12 protein-coding genes and 2 pseudogenes are annotated in these 13,163 nt (G+C 54.9%); 9 read left to right on the forward strand and 5 right to left on the reverse strand.

Going from position 1 to position 13,163, the window contains the following annotated elements; genetic code table 11:
- Window positions 1–119: 119 nt before the first annotated feature.
- The 5 genes and pseudogenes from ACR0J5_RS13315 to ACR0J5_RS13335 all read left to right on the forward strand — a co-directional run.
- Window positions 120–413 (forward strand): glycine zipper family protein, encoded by a 294-nt coding sequence (locus ACR0J5_RS13315; protein ID WP_480654107.1) that lies wholly within the window; start codon window positions 120–122, stop codon window positions 411–413.
- Window positions 414–496: 83 nt separating this feature from the next.
- Window positions 497–1,192: a response regulator gene (locus ACR0J5_RS13320; protein ID WP_480654109.1), complete on the forward strand. Its 696-nt coding sequence runs from the start codon at window positions 497–499 to the stop codon at window positions 1,190–1,192.
- 35 nt (window positions 1,193–1,227) lie between these two features.
- Window positions 1,228–2,286 carry an ATP-binding protein gene (locus ACR0J5_RS13325; protein ID WP_480654111.1) on the forward strand — a complete coding sequence of 353 codons (1,059 nt, stop codon included), beginning with the start codon at window positions 1,228–1,230 and terminating at the stop codon, window positions 2,284–2,286.
- Window positions 2,287–2,424: 138 nt separating this feature from the next.
- Window positions 2,425–3,084 carry an alpha/beta hydrolase gene (locus ACR0J5_RS13330; RefSeq protein WP_480654112.1) on the forward strand — a complete coding sequence of 220 codons (660 nt, stop codon included), beginning with the start codon at window positions 2,425–2,427 and terminating at the stop codon, window positions 3,082–3,084.
- Between the two features lie 86 nt (window positions 3,085–3,170).
- A pseudogene (locus ACR0J5_RS13335) lies at window positions 3,171–3,494 on the forward strand (IS3 family transposase); the annotation flags it as partial.
- Between the two features lie 61 nt (window positions 3,495–3,555).
- Here the strand turns inward: ACR0J5_RS13335 and ACR0J5_RS13340 are convergent.
- Window positions 3,556–5,883, reverse strand: coding sequence for a glycosyltransferase (locus tag ACR0J5_RS13340; protein WP_480654114.1), 2,328 nt, complete (start codon window positions 5,881–5,883; stop codon window positions 3,556–3,558).
- 315 nt (window positions 5,884–6,198) lie between these two features.
- Here ACR0J5_RS13340 and ACR0J5_RS13345 point away from each other — a divergent pair, with 315 nt between their 5' ends.
- Together ACR0J5_RS13345 and ACR0J5_RS13350 are read left to right on the forward strand one after the other, a co-directional pair.
- Window positions 6,199–6,486 carry an ATP-binding protein gene (locus ACR0J5_RS13345; protein WP_480654116.1) on the forward strand — a complete coding sequence of 96 codons (288 nt, stop codon included), beginning with the start codon at window positions 6,199–6,201 and terminating at the stop codon, window positions 6,484–6,486.
- A 90-nt stretch (window positions 6,487–6,576) separates the two neighbouring features.
- Window positions 6,577–6,720: pseudogene (locus ACR0J5_RS13350) on the forward strand (IS6 family transposase); the annotation flags it as partial.
- Between the two features lie 144 nt (window positions 6,721–6,864).
- Here ACR0J5_RS13350 and ACR0J5_RS13355 read toward each other — a convergent pair.
- The 3 genes from ACR0J5_RS13355 to ACR0J5_RS13365 all read right to left on the reverse strand — a co-directional run bounded on the left by ACR0J5_RS13355 (window position 6,865) and on the right by ACR0J5_RS13365 (window position 9,907).
- Window positions 6,865–8,376, reverse strand: a complete 1,512-nt coding sequence (locus tag ACR0J5_RS13355) for a tripartite tricarboxylate transporter permease (RefSeq protein ID WP_480654118.1) — start codon at window positions 8,374–8,376, stop codon at window positions 6,865–6,867.
- 1 nt (window position 8,377) lies between these two features.
- On the reverse strand, window positions 8,378–8,860 hold the full coding sequence (locus tag ACR0J5_RS13360; RefSeq protein WP_480654120.1) for a tripartite tricarboxylate transporter TctB family protein: 483 nt from the start codon (window positions 8,858–8,860) through the stop codon (window positions 8,378–8,380).
- 66 nt (window positions 8,861–8,926) lie between these two features.
- Window positions 8,927–9,907, reverse strand: a complete 981-nt coding sequence (locus ACR0J5_RS13365) for a tripartite tricarboxylate transporter substrate binding protein (RefSeq protein ID WP_480654122.1) — start codon at window positions 9,905–9,907, stop codon at window positions 8,927–8,929.
- Between the two features lie 334 nt (window positions 9,908–10,241).
- Between ACR0J5_RS13365 and ACR0J5_RS13370 the strand changes: the two genes are divergently transcribed.
- On the forward strand, window positions 10,242–11,192 hold the full coding sequence (locus tag ACR0J5_RS13370; protein WP_480654124.1) for a response regulator: 951 nt from the start codon (window positions 10,242–10,244) through the stop codon (window positions 11,190–11,192).
- 4 nt (window positions 11,193–11,196) lie between these two features.
- Here the strand turns inward: ACR0J5_RS13370 and ACR0J5_RS13375 are convergent, their stop codons facing one another.
- Window positions 11,197–11,526: a hypothetical protein gene (locus ACR0J5_RS13375; RefSeq protein WP_480654126.1), complete on the reverse strand. Its 330-nt coding sequence runs from the start codon at window positions 11,524–11,526 to the stop codon at window positions 11,197–11,199.
- Here ACR0J5_RS13375 and ACR0J5_RS13380 point away from each other — a divergent pair.
- Window positions 11,498–13,108, forward strand: a complete 1,611-nt coding sequence (locus ACR0J5_RS13380) for an ATP-binding protein (RefSeq protein WP_480654128.1) — start codon at window positions 11,498–11,500, stop codon at window positions 13,106–13,108. The two genes, ACR0J5_RS13375 and ACR0J5_RS13380, sit on opposite strands and share 29 nt — an antisense overlap.
- The last annotated feature ends 55 nt before the right edge of the window (window positions 13,109–13,163 follow it).

Below are 13,163 nucleotides of genomic sequence, written 5' to 3' on the forward strand. Positions count from 1 at the left end.
TATCCGGCGCATCGCCTCGCTGAGGCTTTGGAGACTATAGGAAGGTGACGGGAATGAGACCGATTGTTTTAACCACATGTTTGGGCTTGGCCGCTTGCTCCGGCGCTTACGAGCCACAGGTGACCGGTGCGAAAAATGCGCAATACGCAACGGATTTGGCGGAATGTCGTATGGTTGCAGATGAGCTTCTGGATCAGGACCGTCTGGTGCAGTCCGAGGCACTGGCGGGTGCTGCGTTTGGCGGTGTTCTGGGGGCGCTTGATGATGGTGGCACAGTGGTCGGGAACGCCGCAGCCGGAGCCCTTGTCGGGGCCAGCGTGGGCGCGCTGGATGGGTTGGATGATGTCGATGTGACCGAACGCGTGGCAGTCAGAAGCTGTCTGATCGAACGCGGGTACACCGTCACAGGTTAACCCAATTAGGGCGGTGATGGATTTTCAAAGCCCGCCCGCTACGGTACACACAGACGGCACTGGCAAAGGGAACCCCGGACCCCATGACAGAAGACTTTCAACCGCTTGTGATGGTGGTCGAGGATGAGCCCGACATCGCCTCGGTTCTCGTCGCGTATTTTGAGCGGGACGGCTTTCGCACCGTGACCGCCCGTGATGGCGAGATGGCGCTGGTGCATCTGGACATGCTTCGGCCCGATATCGTGATTCTGGATGTGAAGCTGCCCAAGAAAGACGGGATCGAGACGCTGCGGGAAATCCAGCAGCGCGGCGATACGCCCGTGATCATGGCCACAGCAATGGGCGAGGACTTGGACAAGTTGCTCGCCCTGAAAATGGGCGCCGATGATTACGTCGTCAAACCTTTCAACCCGATGGAGATCGTGGCCCGCGCCCGCGCCGTTCTACGCCGGGGGCAGGCCGCTATGGGGACTGTTTTGCGGGTGGGGGCGATCGAGGTCGATCAGGACAGCCACACTGCGTGGGTGGTTCAGGACGGGGCAAAGCACGCGCTGGATCTGACGCTGACGGAGTTCCGCTTACTGGCCCATATGGCCCGCGCACCACGGCGGGTGTTTTCACGGGCTGAACTGCTGGATGCCTGTCTGGGCGACAGTGATGCGGTGGAACGGACGATCGACAGCCATGTCAGCCATTTGCGCCGGAAACTGAACGCTTTGGGCGCGCCGCCCTGTTTCACGGGTATACGGGGCGTGGGCTACAGGCTGTTGTCGGAATGAGGCTGCCGCGTCTATCAAAAAGGCTTTGGTTCCGGTTGGCGGTTTGGTTTGTCGCCTTCCTGGCCTTGTTCTTTGTCCTGTTCATCATCGCCTTTGTACTGGTGGACATGAGTTTTGTCGCGGCCATGACGGACGCAGAACGACAGGCTTTTTTTGCAGCCGATGACCGGATCAGCGATCTGGACCCGGTTTCGGAAGGGGCGACATTCCTGCTGGTTCTGCTGGTCGCGCTTCCCTTGTCGGTATTGGCCAGCGTTCTTGTTGCCTTGCGCATCACCCGGCCGATCAGCCATGTGGGCAGGGTGGCGCAGAAGGTGGTGAACGGCGACCTTTCAGCGCGGGCGCATCTGCCCGACAACCAGCAGGGCAGTGAGATCGGGACTCTGATCGGCAATGTGAACAGCCTGTTGGATATGGTGCAGGCCTCGGATAAGCGGATCAGGACGGATGCCGCCGCCATCGCGCACGAGCTGCGTACGCCCTTGGCGGCGCTGCAGATGAAGCTGCACGGCATGATCGACGGCGTGGTGCCGGTGTCCGGCGACGAGCTGCAGCGATTGCTGGCCCAGACGCAGGTGCTGGCGCGCGTGGTGGATGATCTGCGTACCCTGTCGCTGGCCTCGCAGGGGGCGTTGTCTCTGGTCCGGTCGCAGACCGATCTGTTGGTACTGGCGCGCTCGGTGGTTGAGATGCACGTGCGTGTACTGGATGATGCCGGCCTCACGGTGCACGTAAGCGGTGACGCGGTCGTGGCCCGGGTCGATCCGGACCGGTTGCGGCAGACCTTGTCGAACCTGATCGAAAACGCGACCCGCTACGCCAGCGAGGGGGGCGTACTCGACATCCACGTGTCGCAGGACGAGGATCAGGCGATTCTGCGGGTGGCAGACCGGGGGCCCGGTCTGGGGGTCAGTTTCCGGTCGGTCGTGTTCGAGCCGTTCCAGCGTGCCGAGGACTCCAGATCGCGCGATTTTGGCGGCTCGGGTCTGGGTCTGTCCATCGTCAAGGCGATTGCTGAGGCGCATGGTGGATCTGCGCGGGCGCAGCCCCGCGACGGCGGCGGGCTTGAGATCATCGTCGCGCTGCCGATGTAGAAAAGCTCACGCCTCCACACAGTATCCACACAATCTGCAATCAACCATGACCCGTTGGCTGCATCCTTTGCCCATCCCATTGAAAACAATGCGCCGATGGTCATGCCATGGCGCGGATGAACAGCAAGGAATACACAAATGACAACGGGTAATATCAAACTGGGCTGCCTGGCAATCTCAATCCTGACGGCGCTGGGGCTGTCCGCCTGTGGCGGATTTTACGACGAAGTAAGCGTCACGCAGCGCGGCACCCATCTGGACGTGAACGGCGTGATTGACGCGGGTACGTTTTCCACCATTCAAGAGGCGGTGCGCCGTTCGTCCGACATCACCACGTTGCGGCTGGTGAAAGTGCCCGGGTCGGTTGACGATCAGGCTTCGCTGACCGCGCTTGCGGGGCTGGTTAAGAAACACGATCTGGCCATCGTTGTGCCTGCCAATGGCATGGTCGCCTCGGGCGGGACGGATATGGCGTTGATGAGCAAGAAACGCGTGATCGAAAACGGGGCCTGCATTGGCGTCCACAGCTGGGCCATCGGTAATCTGTTTGGATTTGACGCAGGGTCCGACAGGCCCCGGTCTGACGAGATCCACGATCTGTATCTGGATTTCTACAAAACCGTCGATGTGCCCGAGGATTTCTACTGGTTCACGCTTGAGGCCGCATCGCCCGACGACATCCACTGGATGACCCCGGCCGAGATCAACCGCTTTGGCCTCAGCACCACCCGGCTGGACGAATCCACGTCCGAGATACCGCAAGCCCGCGCCGAACGCTGCAACGCCCGGTGGGTGTGACTGGCTTGACACTTCAATAGCCGATGATGCGATTAGGCAACTGAAATTTGCGGGCATTGCGAAACTGTTTCGGGACCGGTTTGTTGCAAGGGAAACTACTTAGTCCCGTTCGTCGTCGCGCCTGCATCAGCCATGTGTGCAACCAGCTGAACGTTTCCGAGAGGCGCGCCTGTCGCGTGCTTGGATAACACCGGTTCACGCAACGGCGTGTCCCACAACGTCGCGCAGACGAGGCCCGATTGGTGGCCGACATGATCGAGCTGGCCCGTCAATACGGCCGGTATGGCTATCGCAGGATCGCTGCACTGCTGAGAGAGGCTGGATGGTCTGTCAGCGATGGGCGAATTGAACGGCTTTGGCGACGAGAGGGGCTGAAAGTGTCAATAAAACAACCGAAGCAAGGACGGCTCCGTCCGCCGTTATTGGTCCTCCCGTCCAAAACATAGCGGTGGACCAGTTCAGTTGGAGGGGTCAGTTCTGAATCCTAAATCTAACCTTACGCCGGCGGATCCGGTTTATCAGGAAAACACGATGCACCTTCAGCGGATGCCTTAGGGCAAAACGCGCCAGACTGCCTTGGTCGGCAACAATAGCCTCAAGCTGACCCGGTTTCTTTAGCCATCTAGGGGCAACAAGATCAAACCGATCTCCGAGAACGCGAGTTTCCATGTAACCCCGCTCAATAGAGCTTTCTCCTGAAACAACTGTGATAGATGGGGTGTCAGTCTCCAACCTCAGATCAATTTTTGGAAAGAGAAATCTCTCGGAAATAACTCCTGACTGTTTCAACGCGAGGTGCAGGCTGCGAGAGAGGGCCTCCAGACTAAACTCGTTTCCGGCGGTTAGATGCGCCGTCAGTTTTCTTTGTCCGAGAGCATCCGGATCATCCGCCATTCGGATCAAGAAATCCGACATCTTTTCAATGGCCAAGTCTCTTGGTTCTTGACGCGGTATATGGAAGGAACCCTGTATAGCACCGCATATTTCCGGCAAGGCGCCGCCGCCTCTCAGACTGACGGGTATTGCGCCACACATAGCTCCTTCAACAATTGTTTGACCGAAGGTCTCGTCGTGAGAAGCTGTTAAAACAAAATCTGCCAATCTGAAATAGTCAGCTAGCTTGTTGAGATCTTTCACGTAAGGGACTTGTGAGACCATTCCACGCGCGGCGTACTCTGATGTAGTTCCCTTTCCAATTACTATTGCGTGAAACTTTTCAGGTGGAAGTCTCTCTAATAACGCCCATGCCTCAGGACCGCCTTTACGTGGATCGTCATAGTTATCGCTCGGCATCAAAATAATTCTTTTTGTAGAGGGGATACTCAGCCTATCCCGCAACTGCGAAACACTGTCCGTATTCGCTGGGAAAAAACGCTGAGTGTTAACGCCAAGTCTTGCTACAATGACTTTTTCATCTACTTCGGCCTGGCTGAAGCCCCGTCCGAGCAAGATGCCTTTGGCGACGTCTGCAGTATAGTTAGAATTTGCTAGAAACCGCGCGTTTGAATGCTCCACAAGGCGTCGTTTGCGCGACAAAGCATCGGAAACATGTGCTGGATTTAGACTAGGGTACTCCTGAGCCGTTGGACAGGCTGCGTCGCAGGATGAGTCTCTGGCCTTTGAACAATCACCGGGGAAAGCACACCGTCCCGTCAGAATGTAGAAATCATGCAGGAAGAAAAAGGTCTTCCACCTGTCCAGTACCGCTGAAAGCCAAATGTGTTTGCGCTCGGCGCCGTGCAGGTTGCCGATGATGACCGCGTCCGGATCAAGAGCTTCCATCGACAAAACCAGACCTTCGTAGTCACGTACTTTGGTCAAGTTTGAGTTTTCTGGGCCTTCGGTTAACGAGAAGCAGAAGACTTCGCAGTTTTGCAGACGCAACGCTTCAGCAACCCGCCGATGTCCGATTCCGGCACCATGCTGAAATCCCACATCATTAATCAATACAATTCGAGGGCGCTTGTTGGACCACTTAAATCCCGGGTTTACCGACGGTCCATTTTGTCTCGGCGTATAGCCGCGTACCACTTCCTTGAGCTCGGCTTTGAATGCTTTTTCCAGATGGGTCTTTTGCTCGTCATGCTTGCGAAAGAAGGAAATAGGCGCGCCAATACCAGATACTTTTCCACCAGCGCCGGCCAACCGCAACCAGAGTTCGTAGTCCATGCTATAGTGAAGGCCCTCCGATACGTATCCTCCGGCTTTCTCGTAGATTTCTCGTGCAAAGAAGACTTCCGGCTGATAAAAATATTGGCCTGTGTTCCACATTCCGTCGAGGTCCAGAAGTTCGCGCTCGACCAGTGGTCGGTCCGCCAGGCTGTAAGTGTGGCGCGAAATCGGCGTTTCATCGGAGAAGACAACAACCTGACCGGCCACCAAATCTGCGTCAGACTTTTCGAAAGCGAGCGCCATCCGCCACAAAGCCCAAGGTGCGAATACGTCATCTGCATTAAGCCACGTTAGAATGTCTCCCGTTGCTCGATTGAACGCCTTGTTAAGAGCGTCAGCTTGCCCGTTATCCTTCTCAATTGTAGCGTCTAGAAAGGAGTAATTCGAAAGAATTTCGGCTGTTCCGTCATCAGAACAGCTATCGTAAACTAGGTACTCCAGGTTTGGATAATACTGATGAAGCACCGACTCCACTGTGTCACGGATGTAGATCCCTGAACGATAAGAAGGGGTTACAACTGTTATCCGTGGCAAAGAGTCTTTGCGAATTCTCATTGCTTCGATGCGGAGAGTTTCGCAAAGTTTCTTGTCGCGGAACCACATTGGGTCGAAGTGACTGTTTTTCAATGAAAATCTCCCCAACAGGTAAAGATGGCACTGTTACCTGGGTTTTTAGCTGCTTCCGATATTTGTGATCTGCACTTTGGCTCTAGTCCCTTGAGTGCAAGGTGCAGCGTTGGCGTCGGATTCTTGTTGAGGCTGTGTGGAGGTTGTGTGGAGAGACCGGTTTCCTGCGTAGCAGCTTCAGTGCGGTCTCATGGTCGGCGCAGTCTCGTTCACATGCCGCTGAGCAGCCTCATCTGGGTTCTGTCGCAAACTTCGCCCCTACCTGTCGGTCGTCCATTTCTGGTAGTGCGCGCCGGAACATGACAGGAGCGGGCTGTGACGATTTCATTCAAGGGCGCGCATTTTCCAAAAGACGTGGTCTTGTACGCGGTCTTCTTCTACCTGCGTTACGGTGTTTCCAACCGGGATCTGGAAGAAATCATGGCGGAACGCGGGTCGATCCTGATCACCAGCAACCTGCCATTCGACGAATGGACGGAAACCTTCGGATCGGAGCGCCTCATCGGCGCCTTGCTCGACCGGCTGACCCACCATGTCAGTATCTTGGAGATGAACGGAGAAAGCTATCGCCTGGCAAAGAGCAAGGCCCGGCAGAACTCCTAAGACACAGAAGAGATTGGTCCTCGCGGACCAAGGCGCCGGTCACCAAAACAGTGGACGAATTTTGCTCCGCCGTTGACATGCATCAAATGAAGAATCAGACCGTTACTGGGATTCAAGTCTTTCACTTCAGCCGCATCTGTCCTGGCTGGTATCGAATTGGTTAACATGATCCGCAAAGGTCAATTCACGCCCGGACTCCGTCCGTTTCAGCGGTTCGCCCAATTGGCAATGTAAACTGCCAATCAATTCCACTGATGTTCCGCCATCCAAAAGTTTGCGACAGAGCAGCTTGGATGTGCGTCATCGACCAAGTTTATTGAGAGGGCACAGGCTACAACCGCCATCCCAAGCCGCAATGTTCTTTTAAAGGTTCCTTTCTCAATCCCCGTCTGCAATCCCGGCTGCACGGGCTTTGGCCCGGCGTGCGCGGTAACTGGGTAGCAGCACCAGAAGGGCGGCAATCACAAGCAGGCCCAAAGTCATCGGGCGCTCCCAGATGAAGCCGATACCATCATAGAGCTGCATGGAGCGTGCGAAATTGTCCTCCATCATCCCGCCGAGAATGAAACCGATCAGCAGCGGTGCAAGGGGATAATCCGCAAACTTCAACGCCGTTGCACAGACCCCGAAACCGACCAGTATCAGCAGCTCGGTCGCGTTATTCTGGCCGATGTAAGCGCCCATAAGAGTGAAGAACAGGATAAACGGGATCAGGAAGTTGCGCGGAACGGCAAGCACCTTGGCGATGTAGGGGATCAGCGGCAGGTTCAGGATCAGCAGAACGAGGTTGCCGATGAACATCGACATGATCACTGCCCAAAATATCTGAGGCTCATCCACCATCAGGCGCGGACCAGGCGTCACATTCAGGGCGATCAGCGCACCCAGCAGAATGGCCGTGGTGCCCGACCCCGGAATGCCCAAAGTCAGCAGCGGAACAAAGGACCCGGTACAAGCAGCGTTGTTGGCAGCTTCAGGCGCGGCAAGGCCTTTGATTGAGCCTTTGCCAAACTCTTCCTGCTCGGCCTTCGGAGCGATATTGCGTTCGACCGCATAGCCAAGGAAGCTGGCAATGGTCGCACCTGCACCGGGCAGAACGCCGATGAAAAAGCCCTGCGCGGACTGGCGCCCAACAACCGGCGCGATGGCTTTCGCCTCATCCCGTGTGATGCGCAGGTCCTTGATATCACCGTCATCCCCTTTCAGATCCTTGGGTTTCAGAACAAGGAACAGCGCCTCTGGCAAGGCGAACATCGCCATCGCCAGTGTGATGAAACCAAAGCCTGATTGCAGGTCCATGATGCCCATGGTGAAACGCGGCAGGTTGAACAAAGCGCCTTCGCCAACAGTCGCCATGATCAGGCCAAGAATGGTCATGATCAACGCTTTGGCCACCTGTCCTGAGCCCGCAAAGGCCGCAATGGCCGATAGGCCGACAACCATCAGCGCGAAGTATTCAGCCGAATGGAATAGCAAAGCAACCGAAGACAGGGCCGGCGCAAAGACCATAAGCAGGATCGCACCCAAGGTACCACCGGCAAAACTGGCAATGGCGGCGATGGTCAGTGCCTTGCCAGCCTTACCCTGCCGGGCCATCGGATAGCCATCAAAGCTTGAGGCCACGGTGCCTGCGACCCCCGGCGCGTTCAGCAGGATGGACGAGGTCGATCCCCCGAAAATCGCGCCATAATAGACCCCCGCCAGCAGGATCAGCGCAGCCGAGGGGTCGCCCATTGAAATTGCAACCGGGATCATGATCGCAATGATCGACATCGGGCCCAGCCCCGGCAGCATGCCGATAAACGTCCCGATCAGGCACCCGGCCACAACCATCAGAAGATTTTGGAGAGAGAATGCCGTTTGCAGGCCAATCAGCAGTCCTTCGAGCATGTCAGCCTCCGAAAATGCCCGGCAGCGGGCGCATGTAAATTCCAAGAACTTCCTGAACCAGATACCAGACGAACCCGGCGGCAATCAGGGCGATGGGGATCATGATGTGCCACTTGCGCTCGCCCAATATGTAAGACCCGATGATCAGGAAGGCCGAGGTGGCAATCAGAAAGCCGACCGGGCGCAGGCACAGTGCGTAGATGACCATCAACACCAGCAGCGCAATCGCCTGACCCAGGTGGTAATCGCCCAGACGGCGGTAATCGATATCCGCCTCTTTCAGTTCGCTTTTTTCAAATCCCAACAGGATGATTGTCGAAGCGATGATGCCTAATATGGACAGAACCTTGGGGAAGGTACTTGGCCAGATGGGATTCCTTTGCATGAAAGGGGGCAGGCTGCCGTCCATCGTAAACCAGGCCGCATAACCGTAGGTCAGACAAATCCCCAGCATAACGAGCGCGATCCAGCGATCCAGTGCCATCGTGTCCCTTCCCATTTCAGTTTGTGTTTTGGGGCAGAGCGGAGACCCGCTCTGCCGATGGTGCCGTTAGAGGAAGCCGAGTTTCTTCATCAGGTCACTGATCTGTTTTTCCTGATCTTCAAGGAAAGACTCGAAATCAGCGCCCGAGTTGTGAATGTTCACCCAGCCATTACGGGCCCGTACCTCTTCCCATTCGGGGGTGTCATACATCTTTGTTATGGCTTCCTGGTAGGCCACCAGTTTGTCTTCGGGCAGGCCGGGTGCCCCAAAGAACCCACGCCAGTTGACGAAAGTGGTGTCGATACCCTGTTCTTTCATTGTCTGCGCATCAGGGGCGGCGTCCACGCGTTCCTCTGCGGTCACACCAATGATCTTTACCTCACCCTGATTGGCCAAATCGACGGCTTCCGAAAAACCGGTCGACAAGGCGGCAATTTCACCAGACAGCAGGGCTGCCATAGCTTTGCCACCGGCATCGTAGGGGATGTACTTGACGCTCAGCGCGTCTTTGCCAGCCGCTTCCATCACCATGGCTGCAACCAGATGGTCCATACCGCCCGGAACCGAACCGCCACCGATCGCGGTGCCACCAGGATCGGCGTCAAATGCGGCCAGAAGATCATCCATCGAGTTGATCGGGCTGTCCTTGCCAACCACGATCGCCGCATAGTCCCCGATTGTGCCCGACACCAGCGTCAGGTCGCGGAAGTTATGCGGGAACACACCTGTCAGAGAGCGGATCACGATTGGCGTCGAATTTACCATCAGTGTGCCGTGGTTGCTTTCGGCGTTTTCAATCAGAAAGCCGATGGCCTTACCGCCGCCGCCACCCGACATGTTTTCGTAAGATGCGGTTCCAACAAGACCTGCATTCGTCAACGCCTCTCCGGTGCCACGTGCAGTTCCGTCCCAACCGCCGCCGGCGCCACCGGGGATGAGAAAGTGGATGCTGTCCACCACCTGCTCCTCGGAAAGTGCAGGTCCAGTCAGACCAATGGCAGCCACAGCTGCGATCAGGGCGCGACGGCCCAGTTTGAGTGTTGTCATAGTGTCCTCCCAAAACCAGAGCTATCAACGTAGCTGGCTGTTCATTCGTTAATCAGAAGACCTTAAAAGGAAAACCTGTCACCAACCTGTCAATCGCGTGGGGTTGATCGGAAAATGCTCTGATGAGATCGGCGACCGCTGCTACTCTCAGTCTTTTGTTATTAGACACCCCAAGAAATTCTTGCACGTCCCGGTTGACTGGTGTCCACTGGCAACAACACGTATCGAGCCTTTGAGCGCAATACCTGAGCCTTGATCTCAACGGGACAAAGTTTGTCGCAGTTCAAACGGCTCTTGTTGCATTGTCGGCAGCATACGTCGGGAGGGGCCTGTCTTGAGAATACTTCTTGTCGAAGATGAACCGGACATTCTGGAACTGAGTGTCATTGCCTTGCGCCAGTTAGGGAACCACGAGGTCACGACCGCCACATCAGGTGGTCAGGCGCTGATCCGCATAGAACAGGCCTCTGTGCCATTTGACGTTCTTCTACTGGATATTCAAATGCCCAGCATGAGTGGGATAGACTTGTGTCGGGAAGTCCGTGCGATTTCTGCCTATGCCCATGTGCCAATTATCATGACGACAGCCATGACGGAGAAGCACTATATTGATGGTGCATTCGCGGCCGGAGCAACGGACTACCTCACCAAACCATTTGATTTTCTGGAACTGAAACACCGCATCGCCGTCGCCGAAAAATATGCTTTCCAGACGGCCGAGTTGGCTAGAAGTGTTCAAAGCGTTCGTATGGCGCGGGATTCCATACAGCTCAGAAAACTCCACAAGATTTCGGACCCTTTACCCATAGATGACGTGCCGCGTGTTATCCGCATGCATGCACTTGAAAGCTATCTCAAGCAGTTGACCAAGATCAGCCTGTCTCGTACCCGCTTTTTTGCGGTGTCAGTTTCCAACATCTTCTGGATTTACGACAGGTGCTCCGATCATGAGTTTTGTGATCAGATAACCGATATAGCCGAGGCAATTTCGGACAGTTTCCACGGCTGGGACACCACACTCATCTCGTACTTTGGCGGCGGTGTGTATGGCGTCGCAACAGATCATGCATCGGTCGAGAGCACGCAGGAATTGTTGTACCGTATTGATGAGGCACTGCACGCGCTAGGACCCGTCTATCAAAACGGCGAGAGTGTTGAAGTCAGTTTTGACGCTATCGAGATTCTGAAACCTGCGATCTTTTCAAAGGTTGGGACAGATGAATTTGTCGACCACCTGTTTGCCAGCCTGCGGACATCAGCCGAAAAAATCGCTGTTCTGGCCTAACAGTCTAAATACGTCGCACAAAACATCGATGCCTTGCATGCGGTTCCGATTTTAGCTGCTTTCGAACAGACCAGTCAGGGTAGACAGCAAAATCATCACAACCAGCGGTCTGAATGACACTGTCAGCTTCCATTGGCTGTCTGGCGCAAGTATCTTCGCCGAGGATCACACCACGTTTAGCGGAATTGAAAGGCTGCGTTGTGAGAAAACGTAATCCCATCAGGTATTTTTTCCAATCGCAGCCGAAGGACACTCGGCCGCTCATAACACCTTTGAGGGTACCCGGCGTTTTCACCAAATTCCGCTTGGCGGCTCTGATCATTGTTTCGATCATTCTCGCCATCTTCTTAATAGGCAATGACGCCTTTGAAACCTTTTACGACTTTACACGATCGCATGAGCAATATGAACTTGACGATATTGCGGTTGCGATAACTGTCTTTCTGCTCGTGTTTCTGGTGATGCTGTTGTTTTCTCAACGGGAAACCGCACAGATTAACAAGTTCAACCACAGCTTTTTACAGGCGATCGATCAGTTGAAAGAAGGTTTCGCGCTTTGGGACCAGAACGATCGGTTGGTCGTTTGCAACTCACTTTTCAAAGAGATTTCACGATCAAGGGGGCGTACTACGACGCCCGGCGTCGAATTCGAAAACTGGCTGTGCAGCAACGATGCAGCGAATATGACGCCAGAAGGTAAAAAGCAGGATGAAGCGCGAAAAAAGGCCCGGTTGAGCGCCTATCAGGCAGGTGCAGTACCGGTTGAGATCAATTGCGGTGGCCGGTGGTATTTGCTGTCGTTCAACAAGCTGCCAGATGGCAGCACCATGCAGGTTTTGTATGACATTCACGAACTCAAGCTAAGCCAATACAGGTTCGAAATTGCAACCCAGGAAGCCGGAATCGGTGTTTGGGAGGCGGCGATAGACACGGAAGCATCGGCCTGGTCCGACAGTTGTTACAAACTACTTGGTCTGAATGCCCAAACCCACGAACCCACTCTGAAGTCATTTTTGACAGTGGTGCATCCAGAAGACCAAAACCGGGTTCAGGAGCTTGTTCAAAAAGCCAGACAAGCGCGTGAGGATTATAAGTTTGAATGCCGTATCGTCCGACCGAACGGGTCCATTTTCTGGGTCTGCTCCATCGGCAAAATGGTGAGTTATTCGGGTACTCCAAGATGGGTTGGTGTTATTCTAGATATTGATCATCAGAAGAATTCCGAGCTTATGAAAGATGAGTTCATCTCGACCGTAAGCCATGAGTTTCGCACACCTCTGACCTCTATCGCCGGGGCGATTGATCTGGCGTTGTCAGGTGCCGCCGGAGAATTGGACGACCAGGTCAAACACTTGCTTACCCTGGCAAACAGGAACACCCGCCGCCTGAAGCTATTGGTCGACGATGTTATCAGCATTCAGAGAGATGGTGCCAATGGGTTGGCGCTTCATCCCGTTCCGATGTCTGCCGAACAAATCCTGCTCGACGCGGTCGCAGCTAACCAATCATACGCCAGCCGCATGGACGTTGACATCAAAGTTGTCCCCGGAAACCACCGGTTTGAGGTGATGGCGGACCCTGAGAGAATTCAGCAAGTGTTTGCGAATCTGATTTCGAATGCCGCCAAGTTTTCAAAAGCTGGGCAGTCAATTGAAGTAGCCGCAGAGCAAGAAGACACGTTCGGAGTATTCTATGTAAAAGACACAGGGTCAGGAATCTCTGAAGAATTCAAAACCGTCATATTCGACAAGTTCACCCAAGAGAATAGTAGCGACACGCGCAAGGTTGGGGGAAGCGGCCTTGGGTTGGCAATATCGAAAGCCATCGTAGAAAACCATGGTGGCAAGATTCACGTAGACTCAGTGTCTGGAGAAGGAGCAACATTTAGTTTTTCAGTTCCTCTTGCAGATGGATAGTTTGCCTATCTCCCTTTTATGTTTGGGTTTCACTAGGTTCTGGTCCTATTAATTC

This window comes from Ruegeria sp. BE1, assembly GCF_056538885.1.